Source organism: Burkholderia sp. LK4, assembly GCF_001043615.1.
Lineage (GTDB): Bacteria > Pseudomonadota > Gammaproteobacteria > Burkholderiales > Burkholderiaceae > Burkholderia > Burkholderia cepacia.
This window is the reverse complement of record NZ_LDUL01000029.1, coordinates 83,810-108,191: the sequence shown is the minus strand read 5'-3', so window position 1 is coordinate 108,191 and position 24,382 is coordinate 83,810. Positions and strand designations below refer to the sequence as shown.

Here is a 24,382-nt window from a genome sequence, read left to right as displayed (position 1 = left end):
CATTGCGATGAAGCGGGAAGGCGAATACATCTGTGACGTGCTTGTTGTCGGTTCCGGATGCTCTGGGATGTCCGCGGCAATCACGGCCGCCTCGAATGGACTCAAGGTCCTTGTGATTGAAAAAGAGCCGAAGTTTGGTGGTTCGACCGCTCGCTCGGGCGGCTGGCTGTGGATTCCGAATACCGCGCTCGCGAAAGTCCAGGGAATCTATGAATCGGAAGGTGCTGCGCGAACGTACCTAGAGCACGAGGCAGGGGATAGCTTCGACGGTGACCGGGTTGACGCATTCATCAAGAATGGCCCGGAAGCGGTGGACTTCTTCACGTCGAAGACAGCCGTCCGGTTTGATATGCCTTTGGTATTTCCTGACTATCACGCCGAGGCGCCAGGTGGTACGCAGGGAGGGCGCTCGATGGTCACTCGTCCGTTCGACGGCCGCGAGCTTGGCACTGCAATCAAGGACCTCGCTCCCGCGCTTCCCGAACTGACCGTTTTTGGGATGATGCTGGGCTCCGGCAAAGAAATCGTCCACTTCATGCGTGTGACGAAGTCCGTCAAATCGGCATGGTATGTGACAAAGCGACTCTCAAGGCACTTTGCAGACGTGTTGAAGTACGGCCGAGGCATGACGTTGACGAACGGCAATGCGTTAGCTGGTCGGCTCGCGAAGTCGCTGATGGACCTGAACGTGCCTCTGTGGCTGAATACAAAGGCTCTTAGCCTTACAACGGAAGATGGTCGGGTAACGGGTGCCGTTCTGGACCGTGAAGGCTCGAAGGTGAGGGTAGTTGCGCGCCGTGCGGTTGTGCTCGCGAGCGGGGGCTTTCCATACGACATCGAGCGTCGCAAGCAACTGTTCCCGCACGCACCAACTGGAACGGAACACTTTTCTCCTTCGCCGACGGGAAATACCGGTGACGGTCTCAGGATGGCGGAAGCAGTGGGCGGGCAGGTATCAACAGCGCTTCCCAATGCGGCTGCCTGGGTTCCCGTCTCCACACTAACTCGAAAGGATGGTTCGACGGGCATCATGCCGCACTTCATTGACCGCGCGAAGCCTGGCGTCATCTCGGTACTGCGTAACGGCCGCCGCTTCACGAATGAGGGCAACTCGTACCACGATTTCGTCCAGGCGCTTGTGAAGGCCACTCCGGCGGGCGAAGAAATTTCCGCGTACCTCATCTGTGACCACAAGACGCTCCGCACCTATGGACTGGGAAGTGCTGCGCCGTTCCCGATGCCGATTGGCAGGTATCTGCGCGTCGGATACCTAACTAGGGCATCTACCGTCGAGGAACTCGCTGACAAGATTGGCGTCGATGCGGTCAATCTTAGAGAAACTGTGCGGAGTTTCAACACAGAGGCGCGCCTAGGTCGAGATCCGGTGTTCGGAAAGGGCAGTAAGGCCTACAACCGGTACCAGGGCGATGCATTGCATTCACCGAATCCTTGCGTCGCGCCTATCGAGAAAGGACCGTTTTACGCGCTCAAGGTCCGAATCGGCGACATTGGGACATTTGCTGGTCTGAAAGCGGACGCTTCATGCCGGGTGCTCGATTCGAAAGGCTTGCCCATCCAAGGACTCTTTGCAGTCGGTAATGACGCGTGCAGCATCATGGGCGGGAACTACCCAGGAGCCGGTATCACGCTCGGCCCTGCGTTGACGTTCGGCTACATCGCCGGGAGGGCAATCGCAGCTGCTCATAAATCGACTGAGCAAGACATGGGCGTTGGTTCTGCTACACCGAAGTTCGCAGTGGTCGCGCAGTAGTCTGCAAATTTGAGAGAGCGCATGACGCGAGTGTTGCCGCGGTGGCTGTTGCGGCCCCCGCGGCTTTTTTTTCAGGGCTGTACTGGGCGCGGTCGTTCCTTCCGATGCTTCTCATGGCGAGCACTGCGAAGGCGAACCGCATGGACGAAAAACAGAACGTCGGGGAGTCGGTGGCGAAGGTGGCGAAAGAGCAAAGGGGCATCCATGCCATGGAAGTGGGAGGCACTCTCCTACGTCATCTCGCCGATGCTGGTCGGCCCGTTTCGATGGCGGCGCTCAGCGCTGCGACAAGTATTCCACTCAATCAGGTTTTCACCTACATGGTGAGTCTCGTTCGCACCGGTCTTGTGCGCCGTGATGCGATGACTCACAACTATGAGCCAGGTCCACTCTCACTCGCGTTGGGGTTACACGCAATAGCTCAGCTGTCTCCACTGAGGGAGGCATACCATCGCGCATCCGAAGTAGCCGGCGAGGCAGACCACGGAGTTCTCGTCGCGATATGGGCGGACTGCGGTCCTACAGTAGTGCAATTCTCGGACCCGGACATATATATGCACACGGGGCTTCATGCGGGCGCGGTCATGTCAATCGCTTACAGCAGCACGGGGCGCCTGTTTGCGGCATTCATGCCGGCTGAGACTGTGAGACCGATGCTCGAAAGGGACATCGCAACGCGAAAAGGAACTGGAAATTCGTTGTCGACCGATATGTATGACGACCTACTCCTCGATATACGGCGAAGAGGGCTTGCTAGTACATTGGGCTTACCGATACCTGGAATTGACAGTGTGAGCGCGCCTATCTTCAACCGACTGGGCCTGATAGCGCTTGCAGTGACCGTCTTTGGACCAGTTGGCAGTATCGATGTGTCATGGGACGGGAGTCTCGCCAAAAAGCTTTCAGCTCTTTCTGCGGAAATCTCGTTCGATTGACTGTGCGCTCTACTGAGATATAGCGAAGGTCGGGGCGAACCTGTCGACACACGCCCATCCCCGACTTTGTCGTTCGCGCGTGCGTGTCGGCATTCCGAGGAAATTTCTCTTCTCCTGATGAACTGGCTGGCCGCTTTGGGCTACACAAACTGACGCGCAGGGTCGAGCATAGACTGCGTGTGCCCCGTAAATTCTCTTTGCCGATTACTTCTGAGATGGAGGTTGGAGTGAAAACAATGAACTCGATCGCGTTGGCGATAGGGGTACTCGTAGCAAGCACATCGGTTTGCTCATACGCTCAAGGCGGGGCGAGCAGCGAGTCCTCAGCGCTGCCCGGAACGGCGAGTCAGGTCAGCACGAGTACGTCGATGGACCGCGTTCTGCAAAAGCGTGTGCGAGCAGCGCTTGCAAGAGCCAAGGGAGTGACAGCGTCAAACATTACTGTGCGGGCGCACGCCGGCAATGTGATGTTGCAAGGCACGGTGCCGAGTCAGGAGGAAACTGAAAAAGCAGGAGAGGTCGCCAGACAAGTGACTGGTGTCGCTTCGGTAAAGAATTTACTGACAGTACGGGCCGCAGGCCAGTAGAACGTTTGCCGCGTTTGCGTGGATTGTGTGACAAGGCCCTGTCAACCAGGGCCCTCGTTGGAAGTCACATTCAGACAGCAAGGAAGCCACCGTCGACTGCCAGCGTCACCCCAGTGACATAGCGCGACATATCGGAAGCAAGAAAAATTGTCGGGCCAACCAGGTCTTCGGTCTGTCCGACCCGACCCATTGGAATACGCGTCATGAAAGCCTCGAGGCGCTTGGGGTCTTCGCGGGTCGCCGCAGTCATCGGCGTCTCGATGACCCCCGGCGCCAGGGCATTCACACGCACGCCGAACGGTGCCAGTTCAGCGGCCAGCGACTGCGTGAACATCTTGATGGCACCTTTCGAGGGCGAATAGCCCAAGCTGCCACCTTGCCCGGCATATGCAGCGATGGACGCAATATTGATGACAACGCCTCTGGTCGCCTTGATGGCGGGCATGAACGCGTGCGTCACGTTGAATGTGCCGTGTACATTGACGTCCATTACCTTCTTCCAGTTCCTGGCGGCATTCGGGCTGGTCGAGTTCTCGCGAATGATGATGCCGGCGTTGTTCACGAGCAGGTCTATCCATCCTGCTTCCTGACTGACCTGTGCCGCGAAAGCGTAGCACGCGTCATCGTTGGTCACGTCGAGTTCGAAAGCCCATGCCTGACGGCCTTCCTTCCGAATGAGTGATGCAGTTTCCTCAACCAGTGCGAAGTTGATATCGCTGACGATAACCTTTGCGCCTGCTTGAGAGAGCCCAAGGGCGAGGGCGCGACCGTTGCCTTGCCCGGCCCCTGTTACGAGGGCGAGACGTCCCTCGAGCAGGGGAGGAGCAACCGTGTGTGAAAACGACATACCTTCTCCTTGCAAGTGTAGTGCGGAGGCGACCACGAAATCGGGATGAACCATACGCGATCTAGTATTGCACATATACATATGTGATCGTATAGGTATAATTACTTGGTGTTGTATCGGATGCTGGAACGTTCCTCGCAGCACACCCGATCACCCCATGCCCGTTACTCCAAGTCCAGGAGCGGGGGGCCTCGGGAAACGCCTGACGGGCTGTTGTCCGCAGCAATTCAAGATGCTCGAACATCGGCCGCCACGGGCACATGAAATGAATTGATCCGAGCCGGTGAATTCAGGCGCAATGTGGTTTCAATGAATCAGGAGGGTTGATGGACAAGGTCAGAATGGGCTTGATTTCCAAGAAAACCGATTGGTCAATCGAAGATTTCCGCGAGCATTGGCTCCATCATCATGGTCCCTTGGTCAAAAGCACGCCTGGACTAAGCCAGTATTGGCAGAATCACATCATCGACAGGGTTCAGCGCGGAATCGATTTCGCTCGAGGACCGTGGGAGTTCGATGGCTTTTCGCAACTGTGGGTCGCCGATTCTCAAGAGCCATTCGGGGGCGGCGAACTGTCCGAACGCATTCTCGCGGACGAAGACCGCTTTCTCGGTAAGCTTCATATCGTCACGGTTGAGCAGGCAACCGTCGTCGATGTCCCGAGCGATGCCGGTCGTCTCGGGCTGAAGAAGAGAATGTCGTTGATTCGACGCCGCCCGGAGATGTCGGAGAGCGACTTCCTCTCCGAATGGAAGGTGCATGCCGACTGGGTTCGGACGATGCCTGGTGTTATGGGATACAGACAGAACGCGGTGATTGAACGTGAACTGCGAAAGGGGCAGCCCTGCAAGTATGAAGAGTTGCCTATCGATGGCATTGTCGAGTTCTGGTTCGAAAGCACGGATTCGCTGCAGACGGCGTTCGGCTCGGCCGCGGGACTGAGGACCATGGAACATGCAAAGACATTCCTCTCGGAAATCACTGCGTTCCTTGTTGGGGAACACAGAATGATTTAAAATGGTCGTTGGTCTCTGGCCTGATTCGCAGCCACTGTTCCAGAAATTTCAGTGGCTGCTGTCAAACGCATTTGAAATCTGAGCCACTTCGCGCCTGATCGCGCAAAGTAAAACTGAGCCAGTCGTTACTTCTTCGATGACGAGACGTGACCGGCTTGGCGTTGCTGTCTCAGTCTGTAGCTGTCTCCTTTGATCTGGATGATGTGGGCATGGTGCAGGATACGGTCGAGCATCGCTGCCGTCAGTGTGGTGTTGCCGCCGAAGGTCTCGTCCCACTGCGCAAACGGCAGGTTGCTGGTCAGGATCATTGAACCGCGCTCATAGCGCTTGGCGACGATCTGGAAGAAGTGGCTGGCCTGATCGCCCGAGAGCGGCAAGTAGCCGATCTCGTCGACGATGAGCAGCCTCGGGCCGAGGATATTGTGTCGAAGAACCGCGTCGTATCGCTCCTGTCGGCGTGCGGCCTCGAGCTGCAGCATTAGATCCGCGGCCGTGATGAACTTCGTTTTGATGCCGGCCTGCGTCGCCGCATGCCCGATGGCGATCGCGAGGTGGGTCTTGCCCACGCCCGACGGACCGAGCAACACCGCGTTCTCACCCCGCTCGATGAAGCGCAGGGTGGCGAGCTCGTCGATCGTCTTGCGCGGGGCCCCGACGGCGAAGCTGTAGTCGTAGTCATCCAGTGTCTTGATGGCGGGGAACCCGGCCATGCGCACCAGTGTTTGCCGCGAACGGACTTGCCTCGTCTCTCGTTCGTGCGCGAGCACGTTCTCGAGGAAGTCGAGGAAACTCCATTGCTTGGCCGCCGCGTCGCTGGCCAGAGCGACGTATCGGTGCATGAGCCCCTCGAGCTTCAAACTCTGGCAGTGCCCGTCGATGCGTTCCTGCTGCAAGTTCATGCGCGCACCTCGGTCAGTAATTGCTGGTAGACGGACAACGGGTGCTGGATCGACATCGCGGGATCAACGCGTGGTCGAGCGACGGCACGAGCTGGCAATCGGGGCACCGCGTAACCCGGCATATCGCGCAAGCAAGCCCGTTCGCGTTGCTCCAACAGAATCGCGGGTGCCAGCCCTGTAACCGGATGCACGCGCTGGTTGGCCACGTCGCGCAGCCATTTACTCACCTCGACGTTCGCAGTCACGGCATCGAGCATCAAGCCGGATTGCTTGAGCTGGCTTGCTAGCGGCACATAGAAATTGCCACGCAGATAGCGGTGAAATCGCTCGACCTTGCCTTTGGTCTGCGCGCGGTACGGTTGACACAGTCTGGGCAGAAAGCCGTACCGCTTGGCCAGATCGAGCATGCCGGCGTGCCAGCGGTGTTGACCGTCGCCATATGCATCGCGCTCGACAACGATGGTCTCGGCATTGTCGTAAAGGATCTCGCGAGGAACGCCACCCAAGGCTTCGAACAGCGCATGATGACAGGCGACCAGCGTCTCGGCGCGTTCATCGGTGGTGAAGCGTGTCCAGCGCCACCGACTAAAACCGAGCGTGGCGGTGAAGGCGTAAAGCGGGTCGGCGCCTCGGCGGAAGACTACGAAATCGCACTGCATCTGCCGGCCAGGCTCCGTCTCGAACCTCACGACCGGGTCTGGCTTGGGCACGGACTTATGCGCGTTCATGAAGGCCTGCAGGCTCCGCAGTTGGCCATCGTAGCCGCGCGCACGCAACTCGCGCAGCAGCGCCGGCGCGGCGATGATCTCGGGTGCTGCGGCGTTCATACGCTCGAGGATATACGCCTCGAACGCTCCGAGCTTGGTTGGCCGCGGTTCACGCGCCTTGTAGCGTGGCACGTCCTCGGCCGACAGGTACCGCGCCACCGTGTTGCGAGAAATACCCAGGCGCCTCGCGATCTCGCGCTCTGATATGCCTTGGGCTTTGAGCACATGGATTTGCATCCACTGTTCCTTCTGGAGCATCGCCAGCCTTTGCGCGCAAAAGGCTGACTGTACTGAAAGGTGGCTCAGATTTACTTCGCGCGAAGTGGCTCATTATTACTTTGCGCCCAACACCTTGCACATAGAAGTCGGTGCGCTTCGAGAGGTTGTAGTCGCTCATTAATCCGACCGGCTGATAGCTCGGGTGCAGCTTGCCAGTCGCGTCGCTCAACGTCGCGCGCGTGTAGGTGTACATCGCGCCCACGTAGAGGGTTGGTGTGAATTGATACTTGCCGTTCACCTCAAAGCTTTGGGACCTCAAGCCTGAGGCGGCGCCGGCAGCTGGCGTGATTGGCCCGACGTACACGGAGCTGAGCGGATTGAACACATCGCTATTCGTGTAGGCGAGGCCTACAGTTGCGTTCGAGATCGTATAGTTCACGCTGGCGCCGAAAATCCCCAAATGAGAACCGATGAAGTTTTTGGTCGCCAGTGCTGATACCGCCGCCTGCCGTCGACGACGGATTGTTACCCTGAAGATAAGCTGCAGCGACGAGCAGACCTCCGGTCGCATACTGAGCACCGACGCTGTACTGTCGGTTGTTTGCGAAATTCACGTTGTTGGAGAAGCTGTAGGTCCCGCCGAATTGAAACCCGGCGAAGGCAGGTCCACGGGAAAGTCAGTGCTGTCTCCAACTACTTGGCAGACGCGGTGGACGAACTCAGCGTCAAACGAGATCCGGATACCGTCACCTTGGCAGCCAATACCGCGATTTCGCATTACTGGCTCAGCGAAGTGATGCGCGATTTTCGGGACCGCAATCCCAGCGTTGCCGCGAGCATCCGCATCATCACGTCGGATCAGACTTCCGATCTGTTCCATGATGGTGTGGATTTGGCCGTGGTGTAAGCGTCGTCGCCATCCAGGCCTGGGAATGCACGACGGCTCAAAATTCGCAATATTTTGATATTCGCCGCAACTTCTTGATAACGCTTGTGACGTCTACTTTATAGACTCGGTCAAAAATCGTGCCATCAGCGCACAGGAGGAGACATGACCGAATACAAGCTCACCAAAAGGGTGGCCGCGACGGCGGCGTCTGCTGCCACATTGGCCCTGTCCGCCTGCGGTGGCGACAGCTCTACACCTACGGCGCCGCAGGTGCAGCAGATGAACTGCACGGCCCTGACGACCGCAGCGTTGAACCTGCCGGGCCTCGCGGTTACATCGGCCCAACTTCTGCCAGCGAGCCCAGCCAACGCAGCGGGCACTGCGCAAGGATACCCGGCGCATTGCGATGTGGTTGGCCAGATCAACCAGCGAACGGGTGTCGATGGAAAGTCCTACGCAATCGGGTTCGATATCAAGATGCCCATTTCCGGTTGGAACGGGAAATTTTTCTATTCCGGCGATGCCGGCACCGACGGCGTATTTTTTGCGCCCCTCGGCGGGCTCGGGGGAGGGCAAACGACGAACGCATTGAGTTTGGGCTATGCCGTTGCAAGTAGCAACGGCGGGCATAACGACCCAACCAGTTTCGATACAACATTTGGGCTGGATCCGCAGGCCCGAACCGACTATGCCTACAACGCGATCGGCACATGGACGCCGTTGGCGAAGGCCATCGTGAATAAGTTCTATGGCAGCGCGCCCAGCCGCTCGTATTACGTCGGCTGCTCTAAAGGGGGGCAGACCGGGTTGATCGCAGCAACGCTCGACGCGGATCAGTTCGACGGGATCATCGCTGGCGATCCCGGACTCGATCTTCCCGCGGCCGCAGCGGAAGAGCAGTACGACTCGCAGCAGTTCCTGACCATCCCGGGAAGCGGCCAGGATGGTACCGGAGCAATCACGGGCGCCTTCACTCAGCAGGATCTGCAACTGGTCTCCAACGCGATTTTGGCCAAATGCGACGCGCTTGACGGCGCGACCGACGGCATGGTCGACGACATGGCAGCATGTCAAAAGACCTTCAACTTCGCGACCGACGTTCCGCAATGCGCGGCCGGCGCAACGCCGAATGGCACCTGTCTGAGCGCCGCGCAAAAAAGCGCGCTGTCCAACGTCTTCGCGGGCGCACGCGACAGCGCTGGAAACCTGGTCTACGACAACTGGCCCTGGGATCCAGGGATCACCGGAACGATTCCCTTTGTTGGCTGGCAACCGTGGAAATTCACGTTGAATCCGGTGCTTGGCGCGATGTCCCTAGGCGACGTGTTCTCGGTTCCGCCGGCGACCCCTGTGGTTACGCCGGCAAATTCCGCGAGTTACCTGGCGTCGTTTAACGTCGACAATGTCAACAACCTGATCTATGGCACCAGCGCGACTTTCCCGATCTCGCCGATGGCGCTGATGTTCCCAAGCGATCGGGTTCATCTGACGGCGCTGAAGAATCATGGCACCAAGCTGATCGTGTTCCACGGAGCCGCCGACCCCGTGTTTTCGGTGAACCACACGATCAACTGGTACAAGAACGTTGTCGCAGCAGATCCTAATGCCGCCAACTACGCCCGGCTATTTGTCGTGCCTGGTATGAACCACTGCGGTGGTGGGGTTGCGACCGACAATCTCGAATCGTTCAAAGCCCTCGTGTCCTGGGTGGAGCAAGGCACCCCGCCAGACAGCATTCTGGCCAGTGTGTCCGCGGGCAATCCCGATGTGCCGAAATCTTGGTCCGTCAACCGCACTAGGCCGATCTGCGCATGGCCGCAAAAGGCGGTGCTAAAGGCAGGCGCGACAGATCTGGAAAGCGCGAACAGTTTCGTTTGCCAGTGATCTTTCCGGTTCGTGCGACGGGCACGTGATGCCCGCCGCGCGCGTGGCGCAAGTCGAGTCGTCCTCGCCATCTCTGCCTTATGCGATACAAACCCATTGCATTCACCGCGGCGTTTTGCGCATGCGCAGCCTCCGCGCGCGCTTTCGAGGTACCTAAGGCAGTTGTCGACGCCATTGAGCGAGTAAGCCACGGCCATGCCCACATCCTCAGAGCTTTTCCGGGCCCAAAGGGTTTGGATGGGTTCGCATTGCAACTCAGTCTTGGTCATGACGTGATCGCTTACGCGTCGAAGGATTTGTTCGATGCCAGTGGGCGCATTATCGCGAAAATCGCGGCGGAAACGTACGTTGCTAAACCGCTGGGCACAGCTCAACTGCTCCACGATGCCGCGGAGGCGCATAGCTATCTCTGGGGCATGACATCGGCGCGTAAAGAGTTGTGGGCGCTGTTCGACCCAGACTGCTCGTACTGTCATATGTTGTTTGAGGCGCTGCGGCCCAAGGTCGAGGGCGGGGCACTCAAGGTCCACGTGATCCAAGTCGCATTTCTTAAGCCTGAAGGTATCGGCAGAGCCGCTGCGATTGTCGGCTGTAAGGATCCGGCAGCGGCGCTCGTACGAGACGAAATCCGCTTCGACATCGCGGCCGAACAAGGCGGCATTGAGGCCGAGCCGACGAGCAACACTGCGTCATCGAGGGTCCGTGCGAACAACGCCTGGATGGCGGCCCGCGGTATCCGGGCCACTCCGTTCCTGCTGTACAGAGACCGTGACGGCGAACCAAGGGCCATCCCGGGTTTCCCACCGGATGTCGCCGCGTTACTCTCCGAAATTCGAAGCGGTTCATGATGCGTCGCCCCATGTCTGGGCGGCTCGGTGCTGCTGCGTGGGCATGCATTCTTTTTGGGCTGGACAAGACGAGTGTGAAACCTACCTTGCTACTCCGCCCCACGCAGGAAGCTTGCCAGGGCGTGTTTCATATGCGGCGCGGCGACCTCGCGACCGAAGTTCATGATTCTGCGCTGGTGACCCCGGACGGACTCCTCCCGTGCGGAATGGTGCTGAGTTCGATCACGCTCGCGCAGCCGCCATCGTTACCGTTCCACGGCGACCCGAGAAACATCGCGTCTTTAGCGGTCAACGTCGGCCGAACCTTCCGCGCCCAAGTGCGGCTGGCGGGTGTATGGCACGACAGCCTCGCTGAACCCGGGGCTGTGCTTGCGGTTCCGCCAGGCTGCGATACCTATTCGGTCTATCAGCCTGGCGGCGGGGCCCTAGATACCCTGCACCTCGCTTGCCCGCCTGAACATCTTGAGCGTATCGCCTGCGAATCCGGGCTGCGGTGGCCCACCGATGGGTTGCCAGCGATCGCGACCGGTCAAGCCGATCCGCAGATGGTTCTCCTCGGGCGAGCGCTCTTGCTAGAGATGGACCAAGGCACGCCTCTTCTGTTAGAAACACTGACTCATGCGCTGGCCATTCACCTGTTGCGCGCCCTCGACGGCGGCACGTTCACGCCACCCCGGACGTCGAAAGGCTTGGCGCCCCATGTCGCACGCCGGGTTGCCGAACACATTCAGCAGCACCTGGAGGAACCGCTGAAGCTGAGCGAACTCGCCGATGTCGCAGGACTTAGCGTCCACCATTTCTGCCGCATGTTCCGGCAGACTTTCGGACAGCCGCCGCATCGTTACCTGACCCGGGAACGCATCGGTCTCGCGAGGACATGGTTGCTCAACAAGCCCGAATGGTCGATCGGCGACATCGCCCACCGCCTAGGTTTCGGCTCGCCGAGCCATTTCAGCCAAGCGTTCAGAACCCTGATGCACTGCACGCCGCAGGACTATAGGCAACAGCACGAGGTGTCAGTGCCGACCGACCTTTGAACGGTGACGCCCGGTCGGCTGCTTGCATACCACTTCTGTCTACTCCTGAAAATTATCGTCGAGTGCTGACTTCGAGAGCGTGGCGGTTTTCGATTTGTTCAAACATGAACTTAGCCAAGTCTTCCCGGGCGACCATCAGTGAATGCTTGGTGTGACTGCACAAGCCGACATCGAGTTGTTGCGAGGCGGGGCGATTCTTCAACACAGCAGACCTGACCATTGTCCAATCAAGTTGCGGGAAACGGATCGGCCCTTGCAAGACCGATCATGTCTTGATAAGTACTGCGCATCGTGAGCTTGATGAGCGCGGCAGGTAGCCGAGTGGCAGTTCAGGCCATTTTCGCGTCGATCGATCATCCGTCCGGTTCGACGCGAGCCGGCCAAAGGAACTGCGTCGTTGGCCATTTCGCGAACGCCACCTCTTGACAGCGGATTCAACCGTCGATTTATCGAATCGATGAAAGATCTCAGCCGACATATCGAAATCCAGTGTCTTTCGTGGAAGCTCAGTGACCCTCGGCAACACTTAGTGGAAACACGGGCATTTCGTGTGGTTGAGCAAGGTCGATATACAGTCGTCGCAGTGGGATGCAGGATACCCCCTACAGGGGCGCCAGTGGGTAATGCCGACGGCGCCCAGGGTTTTGGGCACCGTCGGCGTAAGAGTCAGGCGCGGACCTTGCCCGCCGCATACTATGTCACCGATCACCCTTCGAACGGATTCTTGATCTTACCCCTCGGCGCAGCAGGCTCATCGCGGACGTGTTCGGGCAGCGCTGGATCTTGCTGTAGCACGTCTACGATGCTCGCGATGGTCCGCTGTAGCACAAGTGCGGCGATGAGCCCCGGTTTGTCGCGCGTCAGCTCCAGGGTGCCCGACAGCACGATGCGTTCAGGATCGTTGGTCACGGTGAACGCGTCGCCGTGAATGTTCACGACGGTTGAGTCGTCTGCAAACGCCTTAAACTCCATTCAGACCTCCGATGCGGGTGTCCTTCAACTTCTCCGGAATGCCAGGGAATCGCAAGCCGCTTTGCGACTCGACTTCATGTACCGTCGCGAGCGTGTAGCGCTTGGCTGCCGTGTTGTTCGCGACGACCGCGAACGCGAGCCGCTTCTGAGGAACATAGACTACCTTGAAAATCTGCGTCGGAACTATGACGCCGCTCTTGCCGATCGTCGTCAATTCAGCACCCTTGAACATCGGCCCTGTGACGACATAAGTGTCTGTCGTGTGCAGACCGATTCTGCGAACGGCTTCCTCGATGTGTGCCCACAGGTGACGATTGTTCGTCGGGTTCTGCGGCACCATATTCGCGAGCGTAAACGATTCGGCCATCGCACGATCATTCCAGCGGTCACCGGCCGGGCTCATGTGTCCTCGATCGTAGCCGCTTTTGCGATAGTCGGTGAGTCGTGCGCCTTCTCCGTTAGGCAACCGCGGCTCCTCGAAGAACCGATTCGTGCGGATCTCGCTCGTAGCCGCAGCCAGGTGAGAACGAGTCAGGTGCTCGGCTGACCAAAGCGGTCCGTGCGTGATGCTCGAGTGCAACACCTCGAAATCGGAATAGCACAGGAGACGCGTCTTCGCAGCGATCCGCGGATTGACGACGACTGGAGATTTGCCTTTCGGACTGAATTGCGGACAGGAGTTGGAAGCAAAGGCGTGCGTGGCCAGGACCATCAGCGCGCAGACGAGGATTTGTCGCATTGAAACCGCATTGAGTGTGGGGCTGCAAAGTATACGACCGAACTCTCCGCCGATCGCATTGTCGGTGCGTAATTTCGCCTTCGACAAGTTGCGGGGCGAACGAACGGAATCCGGAACTTTTTACGCTACTCGAAGTTCAACATAGTCGCCAAAGGTCATGTTTTCTTTGAGTAGATGGCGGCGCGGACCTCTGGCATCGAGACTTCCAAGTGAGTAGGAATGGAGTGACACTCTTGCCCGTTCCGGGTGTCTAGCGTCCCAGAAGATCAACAACGAAAAGCCGAATTCACCGGACATGGTTTCACCGACAAAGGATGCTCCAGAGGACAATCGACAGTGGAGAGCAAACCCCTCTCGAACCTTCGGCGTAGCCCGTATCTCCTCGAACATCTTCGCCGTCGGGGTGAAGTCGGTTTGTGCTGCAGAAGACGCATCTGGATATAGCTCAGCAATGGTTTTGCCTGGCTGGGACGATTGGCCATGCTGACGAAATACTACGCGGACTTGCTGGTTGGCCTGTAGCGGTGTACGGGCAACCCAAGTGAGGTACGTTGATGACCCGCTTTCAGAGTAATTGCCACCGGAGACGTTCAGAGATGCGAGGGCCTCGTCAATAACCGTTCCGTCAACGTTCACGGTAAGCATGGTGAGCTCGCCGGTGCTAACCGTTACGGTCGTAACGCCGTCAAGAATGATTTCGAGCGCGGGCATGTTCGTCGTTACCTGATTCAGGGAAGGTCAGAATACACTCGAAATTACGTTATTAGAATCTCGATGGGTCTCAATTAATGACTAGGCGTGGTGATAGGCGAAGTACTGCTTGTTATTTGAGTGAGCCGTCGTGCCTAGCGGCCTGTTAGAGCAGCGGTATCAAGGGGTGACGATCAATGTTCCGCCATCCTTTTTCAAACTCTGAGAGCGTAGTGCGCGAGACTTCTACAGCGAGGGAGTCTTGGCGGAAAATGTCACGGTACGTGGCGCGCGGGGACAGCGGTCGGCGTGGTCACGCCCCCGGTGAGACAGAATGAGGTCGTCCTCTTCGACTTTTTGCAGGAAAGCAAAACGAGATCAACGCATCAGCGTGTTTTAGATGGTGCGCACGGGGCAGGTTTCTCGTCCGTTGCTTCGTGGGACGGGATCGTCGTGACCGGCGCGCGCGCGAGCATGCACAAGGCCGCAAACTGGCGGGCCTGCTGGTCGTATCCGGTCAGGTGGGTCGTCAGTCGAGCGGAGAGTTCCGGCGCAGGCTGCGCGCTACTGACTCCCGGGAGCGCGTACTGATTGCGCTTGCGGTCGACATGACAAACGACGCGACGCGCCTCGGTCAAATGACCGAGCGCTTGGCGCAGACGGACCGTGGGAACCTTACTGACGGCGGCTAGGGCGGCGGCTGAATATCGGCACCCACGCTCCATGACGGCGAGGATTTTTTCAGCGTCGCCGCGAGTAGTGGCGGAGTATTTGCGCATGATCAAAAACCAAAGGTCGAAAAAAGCGTCGTATCTGTTGTGCGTGCGAATCAGAATGGCGATTCATGATGAGGCCATTTGCAGGGAGGTGTCATCGGCGACTGACCATCTTTTGCAATGTTGTGCGGGATTGCCATGTTAGATTGCGTCCGTCGTCGCAACCTGGGTCGGTGGCGGCGATATTTGAAGTGGGAGTCGGGACTCGCCAGCGCCGGGCCGGAAATACGGCGCGCTTTGAAGTACAAATGGCTGGTTGGTAAGATGGCAAAAAAAGGCCGATTCGATAAATCGAATCGGCCTTTTTTATTGCGAAAGACAGGCTGGTGAATGGCTCGTCGTGCGCGTTTATAGCGCTGCCGCCCAAGCAGCGACGACAAGCGAATCCATAGGCGGGCAGTGGGTGAATCGCGAGATCTTCGTTTAAAGTCGGGCCGTGGCTTGGTTGGAATATTAAATTGAGAGATATGAAAAATTAATTAATTTGAGGTTAAATAAATATGGAGAATTGTAAAATTTCATTTTAGGCGTGTCGACAAAGGTGATGGAGTGTCAGATTGGAGTCGGGTGCATGTTCATTTGGCTGAACGTATGCTTCACTCGCGAGGGCGTAGTGGCACTGCATCCCTAAAGCGTGTGAATGGGCGAGCGTGCCGGTGTCTAACCCCTCGATTCAACGGCAGCCATGCGAACCCTTCAGGATGTGTTGAAACACCCGAGTTCGGTCGTTAGCCGTGCAGCACTCAACCAGAACGAGCAAGGCCAATCGTTACCGGTTGTGGTGCGCGTCTATCAGTTGAAGGATGCGAAGACCTTTGAGCAACTCGACTACACCCTGCTGCAGACCAATGACCTTGATGCGCTCAAGGCGGATCTGCTCGCCACCAAGGATGTGGTGTTGGGGCCCGGCGCCAGCGCTAGCGTGAACGAACCGATGAATCCCGATGCTCAGGTGGTCGGGATCGCGGCGTTTTTCCGCGAGCCGGGCGACGGGGCGGTCTGGAAGCTGGCCGTGCCCAAGAAGCAGTGGAAGAAAACCGATCCGGTGAAAATCGAAGTGCGCGACAACGCTTTGATCCTGGTCGACGCGACAGACAAGCCAGTTACGCGGTCCGCGCCACTGCAGAGCACGCCACCTGTACCTGCGTCGGCGCCAAAGCCGAAACCCTCAGCGCAGCCTGGCACGCAGGATGAAGGCTGAGGGAAGTATTGTCCCACAACAGGAATACGGAAGCGTCCATGAGTGAACATCAATGTAGCGCCGGCATCGGCGACCTCAAGCGAGTCTCAATTCAGCGGACCGCCGAACAGAGCGAGCCCCCTCAGGAGGCAACCGGGTCGCGCAGAATGCTGTTCCGGACCGTTGCCGTGGTTGCTGTCGCGGGGCTCGCTACCTGGGCGTCGCTGAGCGCGATCTTGAGTCACGCGTATCACACTGTTCCGGTGCGGCACTGAGATGACGACATCACATCGAAAGATCGGGATCACCTCCGCTGTACCGCCAGTCGGTGATCTATGCGCGCGAGGGCGTCGATCTGGAGCGCTCGCTGCTGGCCCAATGGGTGGGCCATGGCGCGAACCTACTGCGACCGCTGGTCGACGCCTTACGCCGGCACGTCATGATGGCCACGAAACTGCGTGCCGGCGATACTATGGGCACGACGATCGGAACTCGGCCGACATGACGCCGCCGGCCGTATGGTTCGCCTATACACCCGACCGCAAGGGCATCCATCCGTAGCAGCATTTCGAATCGTTCAACGGTACGTTGCAGGTCGATGCGTACGGCGGGTACCAGGCGATTTACGAAACCGGGCGCGTATTCAACACTGTCGACACGGCCCAAGGGACGCGCTTACGGTCACATCGGAGCGCGATTCTCTGCTATTTCTTTTCTGGCCACCATGGCTGAGGTGTCTCCCGAATCAGGTAGTCGTCCAGATTCTTGTCGACGAGCCACTTCGGGCGGGAGCCTTTCCCAGACCAAGACTGCCCCGTGTCAGGATCGTAGTACTTCGCAGGAGTCTTTTGGCGCTTGGCCTTTATAAAGCCTGCTGCGCGGAGCAACTCGGTTTCCGTGATGCCGTAGTCCTTGACATCATCGGCGAGCTGTTTGAGCTTGGCTTGCTTTTCCTGTTGCTTGACCTCGTCTACGAGGAGATTCAGTTGCCCGAGCTGCTTCTGCAGCTCGCGAATAGTAGGGTTGTTCATGAAGGTGTGTCTTGATCGAACTATTTATGTGACTGTTGGGCTGCAGTTCAGTTCGATTCTGGTTGTCGTAGGTGAATCCAAGATCGTAACTCAAACATGTTCTAAGCCGAAAATCTATGCGGGTATGGCCGTGAGCACGTACGGTACGCCTCGGACCGAGCAGCTCAGTTCTTGGGATGGTCTGATCTTTCGCTCAGTTGAATTGACGTGCGAGCGCCGCAGCGAGTGATTGCACAGCTGCCGTCGGCCTCGTTTTTCTCGATCGGACTAGCCAAACAGCGGACCCATGCGTTTGCGAGTGACATCGTCCATGTATAGGTTATGCAGGCTCAGGTACTCCTTCGCCTTGGTCTCGATTGCCAGTATCTTGTGGAATCGGATCGAGCCAGCAATGACGGCTAGTCTGGCGTCGGACTCAAAGTTCTCATTCCCCTTGAAACCATCGATTTTCTTCGCGTCATCGGGGGTAACGTATGGTTGCGCGCTGATGACGCTGGCTTCCGGGAACAGCACCACGTTTGTTCCTGCTTCACCGGTTTGTACGGAGGGGAAGACCAGGCCGTCAACTTGAGAGCCGAAGCGAAGCCGCAAGTATTCGAAGACAACCTGTGTGGACAGATAGCGGAGCTCGTCGTTGCGTCCCTTGGGTCTGGACATTTTCTTCACCAATGAGGTGATGAAGGTCTTCAAGTGACGCGCATCGAGGTAACCTTCATCCAGAAGGGTGAGCGGTGGCGGTTCGACCTCGTTCAGTTTGGTCAAATCCAGCAATTTCAACTCAGTGGTGGGCGTGAGGGCAACACTCACGACATTGTCACCAGTGATGGACCTGATCTCGCTCAGGCACGTGTCTCGGTCGAGAGCACAGTACAGAGCCGAAATCCCGATTGGAGTCATCCGCTGACTGCCGGCTCGCCTCTTTGGTGCCGGACCGAACAAGCTTGCAGGGTTCTCCAGCATGTCCTTCGCCTCTTCTGGGCTACCAGCGTTGCGAGCTCGGAAGAGTTCCTCACCTTGATTGAAGACCCTAACGCACTCGGGCTTCAACTCGTTTTGAGCGGTCAATAGAAAGGAGAACACCTCTTCGAGAAAGTCACGGGCAATCGGGTTGAAGAACCGGTGTGTATGACTAATGTCCTCAATGAACTTCGACCATTTTCCTTCGTAGAAATTCCGCTCCAGAAGCCCGTCGTCACCATAGAAGTGAGTTTCCTCGCCGCGCGCATTGGTCTTGAACTCCTGTGGCACACCTTCGCAGAGGTCATTGAGATACGGTTCGTTATCCAGATCAAACCACTCTCCCAGCACTATGTCGATCGTTTCAACGGGGATGTCGTCGGCTCCTCCCTCGTATAGCATTCCATATTCAAAATCCGACAGGCCATCCTCAGTAGCGAGGTTTTCCTTAACCCGGTTGTAGACGTAGTCAAAAACGATCTTTGTCTCGAGTGCCGTGGCTACCTGATTGCAATACTGGCAAGTGTCTGCTCGCCCGTTCGCCGCTATCAGCTTCTTGAGCGGAATAGGTTTCACGCAATCCACACAAATCATCTGGTTTCTCTGAAGATGGGTTCATTCATTGCAGGGTGACGCCGTTAGCTCGTGCTCGAGCGCAGTAGCTGTCAACGTGTGCGACAACTAGTCATCTTCGTCCTCAAAGGCTGCATCTGATTTTCGTTGGCGTTCAATAGCATAGCGAGCGTACCTCAGTAGGTCGTCATACAGTTCAAATGCAGGCTCAGCGCGGCTCAGTGACGTCAGCATTTGCATGCAGTGTTGCTCGAGGCGGACGTCCTCTGGGAACGGTTCGCCGGGAGCTCCAGCTCGCGGGCCAGAATGGGCTGCCGCCGAGATCGCTGATCGAATATTGACCAGCGCATCGTCGCTGATGAGTTCTGCTGCATTCAGAATGTCTCGGACGAACGTCGCATGCTCATAAATGAGGGAGGGTTGGCCCGCGCGCAGTACGTTAGCTGCGACTACGCTATGAGCTTCGGATCCGGACGACATCCACGAAAGAAGTAGGTCGAGCAGTTGCTCATCGTGGCTGCCGCATAGGCAGGAAACTGCTTCACCGAACTGGTTGACTCTCAGGGCGTTCGGCGACTCATTGAGCGCCCAGTCAAATAGCTCTCGTAGAAGCCGTGGTGCGGCCTCCGCGCCCATGAGTCCAATCCCATTCCCATTGCGTTGCTTGTGCAGGGGCACGTAGGACCAATCTTTCCTGCGCTTTGCCTCGATGAGGCGTTCCTTGACTAAGGAGATGACCGCGGCGGGGTTCACTTGAATTGAGGTCGTGAGGAACTCCTGAAGCCAATGATCGTCCAGTGACTTCAACATGACCAGTTTCTTCAAGAGATCGCTTCGCCTGCGGTCGACGTCTCCCTGCGGAATAGTGTCGCCGCCGGCGATCCACATGAACATGTCATGGGTCGCGCTCAAATTGACCTCAAAGTCCGCTAAGCATATGAGCTCGACTGCCAGGGCAGGGCTCCTGTGGGCTACCTGACGCACGAGATTCGAGGCGATTCGCAGGACAGTCGGGTCTTTCGACTCGAAGATGCGCTTGAACAGGGCTACTTCTGGCTCGGTGTAGGGGCGTGAAGGCTCAATTCGCGCGTATGCTTCCGCGAGCTGACCTAATACCTCGGCAGAACCCACCGAGCGGGCGACATAGCCTTCTATCAATTCTAGGTTTCCAGTCTCGACGATTACGCTCAAAGCCTTGCCGACATACGGAGCGAGAAGGCCGGCATCGTTTTGATTGTTCCTCAGGAGCAGCTCAGTGGCGAGATTGGGCACGTTGCTGAGCAGGAGGTTCATGAGGATGAAGGGCGAGCCATATCCCGCAGGGGCAATGCTCGCGATGTCCTGCAGGCAGTCATGCAACTCATCTAACAGGCGTCCCGCATCTGGAAAATTGGCTGCCAGCTCAACCGTCAGACGCTCAAAATCCTTCTTGTGCTCTTCGCGCTCATGCGATTCACTGAGCTCCCATGTCTCAATTCCCCACCCGTCAATAAACGCACGGGTGAGCTGCGTCCTCAAGTCTCGGCTCAACAGAGCGATGATGGCGCGAGCCTCGTCAGCCGTCTCCGGCAAGCCATAAAACGCATGCCAGGAGACGGATTGTGCGAGGCGAACGAGTACGACGGGTGATACCTCGGCTTCTTGTAGTACAACCCGAAGTTCTTGCAATAGCTTCTGATGCTCTTGCATCCAAGCATGGTCGGGAGTGTCCCCATGCATTGGTCCTTGCAAGGCTTGGCCCAGTGTCTGCGCAGCGAGAAATGCTCGGCGAGGCGAGCCTTCTCGAAGATACTTGAACAACGCCCCCGTTATCTCATCTCTGACTGCCTGAGCATCCTTCAAGGGGAGTTGATAGCGAGTAATGGTGTAGGTCGCGCGCGAATAGCTTGTCGCCTCCATCTCGGTGTTGAGAGCCCCTTCAAGGATGGAGAAGGGCGTATAGGCGGAGTTGAGCGAAGCTGGTCGATCGAGAAGTGCGAGCGCGAAGCGAATAACCTCACGCACGTATTCGACTGGCTTATTCGGCTGGAACTGAGCCAGCTCCTTGAGGAGGCGAATTCCGTGGTTAGCTTGCTGATGTAGGGCGCGGGCATCCTTGCGGCCGGCCGTCCACAGGAGGTGACATGCTTCCTGGAGGTGGTCGTAGGTGTACGCAGCGTTGCGGATCATGTTGCAGACCGACGAGCTAGCGCCGTGTCCCTCCGAGATAAGCCTCTTCGCAAAATCGAGAGCGAATCTCGGCTGATAGTACGCGACAACCTCGACAGCTTCGACGTGTGGGTTGTGATACTTCTCCCCCCAACGCAACTTAGGGCTGAGGCTGGTCAGTAGTGCGCTGTCGTCCGTTTTCCCATCGCGTAGGCGCCAATCCAATCGCCCAAGATTGGCGAACAAGTGTTTCAGGTGTTCGGTACCCGCGAGGTCGAATATCTGAATGACGCGATCGTTTGCGGTGCCATTTTCGCTGAGGTAGTTCGAGCGAATAATCTCATCCGCCAATAGGTCTGGGGCGAGCCTCGAGCGGACCCCTCGCTTGAATAGAACCCCCGCCTCGCCGAGCAGACGCATCAGTCGACTCGCATCGGATGGCTCAATCCCTTCGGCCTTCGACAGGATGTCGAGCAGGCTTGGGTCGTCCGGAATGATGGGTTGAAGGAGTGCAATGACTCGAAGGACAGCCTTCAGCTTCGCGACGTCCTGTCCGGTGACCAGGGTGACAGCAATGACGTCTTGCAGGCGAGACAGCACATAGGTGCGAAATTCATCCGCGTTACCCAACAGCGCCAGTGACACGTCATTGCGTGCGATCAACTGGGCTGCCAAGACAGTGACCAGCGGTGTCGTGTATGTCGCTCGCGCAATTTCAGCTGCAGCCGCGTGTGGGCCGTCGCATGCAGCAAGTACAGATTCGGCCAGCGCCTGCGCCTGGTCTCGCGTCTGCGGTTGCATGTCAACAAATCGGACCAATGGGCCCAGGAGACTCACGTCCGCAGCTTGAAGCCGCAGTGCTTCCTTCCCATAGGGGCGAAGCGATAGCAGCAGCCGTGTGTGATTGTCGGGTATGGCTGCGTGTCGAATAAGTATGGCTAGGTCGTCGCGCTCGTGAGCATCGTCGATTACGAGCACGGTCACGCCGCCGCGACTGTCGCGCAGCATGTCTAGATGGTGTGACTTGACTTCTTCGGTGGGCGATACAAATCGAACTCGCAGGGAGGTTTGATTTGCCAGTTGCTCGGCGACCGCACGCAGAACGCGACTTTTCCCCGCCCCCGGCGTGCCAACGAGGCAGGTTAAGACCACTGAATCGTCTCGAACAGAATCGACAACCAGTGAAACCTCCGGATCGCGACCAATAAGGGCCCAGGAGTGGTTGAAGAAGCGGTCGGGGACTAGAAGCGGCTTGAAGAAGGCTTCCGGGGCTTGGATGGGACTCGGTTCATCAATACCAAGTAGATCTAGGCGTTGCCCATTGAAGTAGCGGTCGACCAAATCCAGTCGATCGGTAAGTGGGAGGGTATGAAATCTTCGTGTGATGTCCTCCCGATCCCACAGCTCCCAACCCGGATGCACATCCATTGCATCGCGTGACTTAGGGCTCGCCACGCTGGATAGCAGCAGCACCTTGAGATCTGCGACATAGGTTTGCTCAGCCGCGGCTGTATGAACCTTCTGGGCACCAAACTCGGTGACCCGCTTGCACTGAAACGAATGGGTTCCGAACGGCCCAGTGGCCACAATGTCAATGCCGTGCTGCTTGTGTCCCGTGCCCCCATAGCGCCGCACATTGCCTTTGAGCGGCCGGTATATGCGGTCCAGGAGGGCCGCGCAGAAGCTTTCAAATACTTCGGGTGACAGGGCAGAGAGAGGGAGCGGCCGGTCGTATGAGGTCGTCGTTTCGGCGCGAAGATCTGCCGGCGCTGCTTGGTATCCGGCGGCCACCAGGAGTTCGTTTTCTCGTGCTCCGACCAACTGCTCCAATGCTGGAATGTCATTCGAGCGGGGGCGAGCGAATCCCTTCTCCCATCGGCTCACGGACTGCTGGGTTACACCGAGGGCTGTCGCCAGCTCTTGCTGCTTCGTGAATCCGGCCCCGATGCGGAGTCGAGTCAGCAGTTCGCCGAACGCAGGATAGGCAGCATCTTTCCGATTGTCTGGCATGGGTGTATATTTTCACGCACACATTTGATAGTGTATTGTATCTGCATGCAGCCTCGTCGTGGGACTTTCAGTAATTAGGGTGCTATGGCGCTGTCCTGGTTCGAGCCGCGAGATCTGGAGTTCAGGGAACCCCTTGGTCTGCTCGAAGGCTCGGTCGTTTCTAATGAATGCATCTGCCGCTGGAGTCGCACCGTATGGCAACCATATTCTTCTCGTACTGCCACAAGGACGAGACTCTCCGCAACGAGCTCGAGGCTCACCTCGCCTTACTTAAGCACGAAGGACTGGTCGATGCTTGGCACGATCGACGTATCGTCGCCGGGGAGGAAATCGACGATGCCATTTTCAGCAAACTGGAGACCGCAGACATCATCTTGCTGCTGGTGAGTTCGGACTTCATCAACTCGGCGTACTGCTATTCGCGCGAGATGGCGCGGGCGATGGAGCGCCATAGCGCTGGAGAGGCGCGGGTCATTCCGGTCATCTTGCGCCATTGCGACTGGACCCGGGCGCCTTTCGGCAAGCTACTCGCAGCTCCTCGTGACGGCAAGCCAGTCGCCTCGTGGCCCGACAGGGATGAGGCGCTCGCTGATGCGGCGCGGCAAGTTCGTCAGGCAGTCGAAGCGAGCGGCGCCGTGGCGAAAGCAGGGACGCCGAAACCGGCCGCATTGGGGCGTTCTGTGGATGTGTCCAGTCTGCCCCGTTCAAGCAACCTGCGGCTTAAGCAGGAATTCACGGAAAAGGATGCGGACGACTTCGTTCGCTCGACTTTTGAGTTCACCTGTCGATTTTTCGAAGGCTCGGTTCAAGCTGTTGGTGAGCGCAATCGCGATGTGACCGGCACCTTTGAGCGTATCGACTCGCGTCGAATGACGGCGGTCCTCTATCGCAGCGGCAGGAAGATCGCAGAGTGTTCCATTCGGACCGATTCGCTGGGGCGAACCAACGGAATTGCGTTCTCGTACGACTCGTCGGCGTCGTCGGGTTCCTACAACGAGATGCTGACCCCGCAGGCGGGCGAGCAATCGTTGCACTTCAAGCCGATGGGAATGGCGTGGAATGGCGAGCGCGACAAACAGTTGTCCCAGGAGGGGGTGGCCGAGTTCCTCTGGGCGCTGTTCATCGAGCGGGCGCAGTCCTGAGTGTGTGCCAGCGGTATCGCGGAGTGAACCCGCTGTCGCCACAGCAGGTCGCACCCCAGGGTCGACCGTGTTTTGAGTCGATTTGCGTGGCGAGTGCTGTTGGCGCAAGGATGAATCGAAAATATTTTTCGAGGTTGATTTGACGAAAACGGGTATTAATTGCTGGATGTATTTTGGTTCATTGGTTTTCGGACAGTCCTATCTCTAGATTTTCTGTCGATGATGCATCGAATTCCACGATATACTTTAAATGTCACACGTCGGCCGAGCATGAGCCGCCCGACGATAGGGCCGCCTCTTCCATTTGAAGAGCTTCGGTGGTGACCGCCAGCGCGGACGGGGAGACCAGTGGCGCGCTGGGGAAATCCGGACGACCACGGGGGTAAGGTTGAGACAGTCCGGTACGGTGGCGAAGAGAGAACCGTAACCTGAAAGTCTGTCGGAATCATTCAATCAAAGGGTGAT

Annotated in this window: 22 protein-coding genes and 2 pseudogenes; 11 read left to right on the top strand and 13 right to left on the bottom strand. The window is 57.8% G+C overall.

Features of this window, described 5'->3' with window-relative positions:
- Positions 1–7: 7 nt before the first annotated feature.
- The 3 genes from VK92_RS15440 to VK92_RS42485 all read left to right on the top strand — a co-directional run bounded on the left by VK92_RS15440 (position 8) and on the right by VK92_RS42485 (position 3,293).
- Entirely contained in the window at positions 8–1,771 is a 1,764-nt protein-coding gene (locus VK92_RS15440) for an FAD-dependent oxidoreductase (protein WP_048028223.1), read from the top strand.
- Positions 1,772–1,911: 140 nt separating this feature from the next.
- The gene (locus VK92_RS15435; protein ID WP_165589115.1) at positions 1,912–2,706 is read left to right on the top strand and encodes an IclR family transcriptional regulator; all 795 of its coding nucleotides are present in this window, start codon (positions 1,912–1,914) and stop codon (positions 2,704–2,706) included.
- A 368-nt stretch (positions 2,707–3,074) separates the two neighbouring features.
- Positions 3,075–3,293, top strand: a complete 219-nt coding sequence (locus VK92_RS42485) for a BON domain-containing protein (RefSeq protein WP_165589114.1) — start codon at positions 3,075–3,077, stop codon at positions 3,291–3,293.
- Positions 3,294–3,363: 70 nt separating this feature from the next.
- Here VK92_RS42485 and VK92_RS15430 read toward each other — a convergent pair whose 3' ends face one another.
- The gene (locus VK92_RS15430) at positions 3,364–4,140 is read right to left on the bottom strand and encodes an SDR family NAD(P)-dependent oxidoreductase (RefSeq protein WP_048028071.1); all 777 of its coding nucleotides are present in this window, start codon (positions 4,138–4,140) and stop codon (positions 3,364–3,366) included.
- Positions 4,141–4,466: 326 nt separating this feature from the next.
- Between VK92_RS15430 and VK92_RS15425 the strand changes: the two genes are divergently transcribed.
- Positions 4,467–5,156, top strand: a complete 690-nt coding sequence (locus VK92_RS15425) for an EthD domain-containing protein (RefSeq protein WP_048028069.1) — start codon at positions 4,467–4,469, stop codon at positions 5,154–5,156.
- A 125-nt stretch (positions 5,157–5,281) separates the two neighbouring features.
- Here the strand turns inward: VK92_RS15425 and istB are convergent, their stop codons facing one another.
- The 4 genes and pseudogenes from istB to VK92_RS43410 form a co-directional block, all read right to left on the bottom strand.
- Entirely contained in the window at positions 5,282–6,055 is a 774-nt protein-coding gene (istB, locus tag VK92_RS15420; RefSeq protein ID WP_048028067.1) for an IS21-like element ISBcen13 family helper ATPase IstB, read from the bottom strand.
- The gene (gene istA / locus VK92_RS15415) at positions 6,052–7,047 is read right to left on the bottom strand and encodes an IS21 family transposase (RefSeq protein WP_338390913.1); all 996 of its coding nucleotides are present in this window, start codon (positions 7,045–7,047) and stop codon (positions 6,052–6,054) included. Before istA ends, istB begins: the two co-directional genes overlap by 4 nt.
- Positions 6,932–7,480 (bottom strand): porin, encoded by a 549-nt coding sequence (locus VK92_RS43520; protein WP_442854670.1) that lies wholly within the window; start codon positions 7,478–7,480, stop codon positions 6,932–6,934. The genes istA and VK92_RS43520 overlap by 116 nt, the downstream gene beginning before the upstream one ends.
- Positions 7,431–7,685: pseudogene (locus tag VK92_RS43410) on the bottom strand (hypothetical protein); the annotation flags it as partial. The gene VK92_RS43520 and the pseudogene VK92_RS43410, both read right to left, overlap by 50 nt.
- A gap of 65 nt (positions 7,686–7,750) precedes the next feature.
- On the opposite strand from VK92_RS43410, the gene VK92_RS42940 reads away from it, so the two are divergent.
- From VK92_RS42940 to VK92_RS39010, 4 genes are all read left to right on the top strand, one after another.
- Positions 7,751–7,948, top strand: coding sequence for a LysR substrate-binding domain-containing protein (locus VK92_RS42940; RefSeq protein WP_231616447.1), 198 nt, complete (start codon positions 7,751–7,753; stop codon positions 7,946–7,948).
- 144 nt (positions 7,949–8,092) lie between these two features.
- Complete coding sequence (locus tag VK92_RS15410; protein WP_053077862.1) at positions 8,093–9,814, top strand: tannase/feruloyl esterase family alpha/beta hydrolase; 1,722 nt, start codon at positions 8,093–8,095, stop codon at positions 9,812–9,814.
- A 248-nt stretch (positions 9,815–10,062) separates the two neighbouring features.
- Positions 10,063–10,662 (top strand): hypothetical protein, encoded by a 600-nt coding sequence (locus VK92_RS15405; RefSeq protein WP_131723248.1) that lies wholly within the window; start codon positions 10,063–10,065, stop codon positions 10,660–10,662.
- Positions 10,663–10,736: 74 nt separating this feature from the next.
- Complete coding sequence (locus VK92_RS39010) at positions 10,737–11,699, top strand: helix-turn-helix transcriptional regulator (RefSeq protein ID WP_165589113.1); 963 nt, start codon at positions 10,737–10,739, stop codon at positions 11,697–11,699.
- A gap of 52 nt (positions 11,700–11,751) precedes the next feature.
- On the opposite strand, the gene VK92_RS43515 is transcribed toward VK92_RS39010, so the two are convergent.
- From VK92_RS43515 to VK92_RS15385, 5 genes are all read right to left on the bottom strand, one after another.
- Positions 11,752–11,958, bottom strand: a complete 207-nt coding sequence (locus VK92_RS43515) for an NAD(P)H-binding protein (protein ID WP_423064348.1) — start codon at positions 11,956–11,958, stop codon at positions 11,752–11,754.
- A 446-nt stretch (positions 11,959–12,404) separates the two neighbouring features.
- Positions 12,405–12,671 (bottom strand): hypothetical protein, encoded by a 267-nt coding sequence (locus VK92_RS15395; protein ID WP_048028059.1) that lies wholly within the window; start codon positions 12,669–12,671, stop codon positions 12,405–12,407.
- On the bottom strand, positions 12,661–13,410 hold the full coding sequence (locus VK92_RS15390; protein ID WP_048028057.1) for a DNA/RNA non-specific endonuclease: 750 nt from the start codon (positions 13,408–13,410) through the stop codon (positions 12,661–12,663). Before VK92_RS15390 ends, VK92_RS15395 begins: the two co-directional genes overlap by 11 nt.
- Before the next feature lie 120 nt (positions 13,411–13,530).
- On the bottom strand, positions 13,531–14,121 hold the full coding sequence (locus VK92_RS41795) for a hypothetical protein (RefSeq protein WP_131723247.1): 591 nt from the start codon (positions 14,119–14,121) through the stop codon (positions 13,531–13,533).
- 365 nt (positions 14,122–14,486) lie between these two features.
- Complete coding sequence (locus VK92_RS15385; RefSeq protein ID WP_048028055.1) at positions 14,487–14,879, bottom strand: hypothetical protein; 393 nt, start codon at positions 14,877–14,879, stop codon at positions 14,487–14,489.
- A gap of 682 nt (positions 14,880–15,561) precedes the next feature.
- Here VK92_RS15385 and tssJ point away from each other — a divergent pair.
- Both tssJ and VK92_RS43510 read left to right on the top strand, forming a co-directional pair.
- On the top strand, positions 15,562–16,077 hold the full coding sequence (tssJ, locus tag VK92_RS15380; RefSeq protein WP_082163785.1) for a type VI secretion system lipoprotein TssJ: 516 nt from the start codon (positions 15,562–15,564) through the stop codon (positions 16,075–16,077).
- A 289-nt stretch (positions 16,078–16,366) separates the two neighbouring features.
- Positions 16,367–16,519 (top strand): annotated as a pseudogene (locus VK92_RS43510) (IS66 family transposase); the annotation flags it as partial.
- A gap of 241 nt (positions 16,520–16,760) precedes the next feature.
- Here the strand turns inward: VK92_RS43510 and VK92_RS15370 are convergent.
- From VK92_RS15370 to VK92_RS15360, 3 genes are all read right to left on the bottom strand, one after another.
- Positions 16,761–17,087: an H-NS histone family protein gene (locus tag VK92_RS15370; protein ID WP_048028052.1), complete on the bottom strand. Its 327-nt coding sequence runs from the start codon at positions 17,085–17,087 to the stop codon at positions 16,761–16,763.
- Between the two features lie 267 nt (positions 17,088–17,354).
- On the bottom strand, positions 17,355–18,620 hold the full coding sequence (locus VK92_RS15365) for an RES domain-containing protein (RefSeq protein WP_231616446.1): 1,266 nt from the start codon (positions 18,618–18,620) through the stop codon (positions 17,355–17,357).
- Between the two features lie 105 nt (positions 18,621–18,725).
- Positions 18,726–22,775 carry a helix-turn-helix domain-containing protein gene (locus VK92_RS15360; protein WP_048028049.1) on the bottom strand — a complete coding sequence of 1,350 codons (4,050 nt, stop codon included), beginning with the start codon at positions 22,773–22,775 and terminating at the stop codon, positions 18,726–18,728.
- A gap of 194 nt (positions 22,776–22,969) precedes the next feature.
- Here VK92_RS15360 and VK92_RS15355 point away from each other — a divergent pair, with 194 nt between their 5' ends.
- Positions 22,970–23,917 (top strand): toll/interleukin-1 receptor domain-containing protein, encoded by a 948-nt coding sequence (locus VK92_RS15355; RefSeq protein ID WP_048028218.1) that lies wholly within the window; start codon positions 22,970–22,972, stop codon positions 23,915–23,917.
- The last annotated feature ends 465 nt before the right edge of the window (positions 23,918–24,382 follow it).

Excerpts from the sequence above, each read along its gene's own strand:
- VK92_RS15440 (WP_048028223.1), top strand. The coding sequence starts at position 8 with ATGAAGCGGGAAGGCGAATACATCTGTGACGTGCTTGTTGTCGGTTCC.
- VK92_RS15435 (WP_165589115.1), top strand. The coding sequence starts at position 1,912 with ATGGACGAAAAACAGAACGTCGGGGAGTCGGTGGCGAAGGTGGCGAAA.
- VK92_RS42485 (WP_165589114.1), top strand. The coding sequence starts at position 3,075 with ATGGACCGCGTTCTGCAAAAGCGTGTGCGAGCAGCGCTTGCAAGAGCC.
- VK92_RS15430 (WP_048028071.1), bottom strand. The coding sequence starts at position 4,140 with ATGTCGTTTTCACACACGGTTGCTCCTCCCCTGCTCGAGGGACGTCTC.
- VK92_RS15425 (WP_048028069.1), top strand. The coding sequence starts at position 4,467 with ATGGACAAGGTCAGAATGGGCTTGATTTCCAAGAAAACCGATTGGTCA.
- istB (WP_048028067.1), bottom strand. The coding sequence starts at position 6,055 with ATGAACTTGCAGCAGGAACGCATCGACGGGCACTGCCAGAGTTTGAAG.
- VK92_RS15410 (WP_053077862.1), top strand. The coding sequence starts at position 8,093 with ATGACCGAATACAAGCTCACCAAAAGGGTGGCCGCGACGGCGGCGTCT.
- VK92_RS15395 (WP_048028059.1), bottom strand. The coding sequence starts at position 12,671 with ATGGAGTTTAAGGCGTTTGCAGACGACTCAACCGTCGTGAACATTCAC.
- VK92_RS15390 (WP_048028057.1), bottom strand. The coding sequence starts at position 13,410 with ATGCGACAAATCCTCGTCTGCGCGCTGATGGTCCTGGCCACGCACGCC.
- VK92_RS41795 (WP_131723247.1), bottom strand. The coding sequence starts at position 14,121 with ATGCCCGCGCTCGAAATCATTCTTGACGGCGTTACGACCGTAACGGTT.
- VK92_RS15385 (WP_048028055.1), bottom strand. The coding sequence starts at position 14,879 with ATGCGCAAATACTCCGCCACTACTCGCGGCGACGCTGAAAAAATCCTC.
- tssJ (WP_082163785.1), top strand. The coding sequence starts at position 15,562 with ATGCGAACCCTTCAGGATGTGTTGAAACACCCGAGTTCGGTCGTTAGC.
- VK92_RS15370 (WP_048028052.1), bottom strand. The coding sequence starts at position 17,087 with ATGAACAACCCTACTATTCGCGAGCTGCAGAAGCAGCTCGGGCAACTG.
- VK92_RS15360 (WP_048028049.1), bottom strand. The coding sequence starts at position 22,775 with ATGCCAGACAATCGGAAAGATGCTGCCTATCCTGCGTTCGGCGAACTG.
- VK92_RS15355 (WP_048028218.1), top strand. The coding sequence starts at position 22,970 with ATGGCAACCATATTCTTCTCGTACTGCCACAAGGACGAGACTCTCCGC.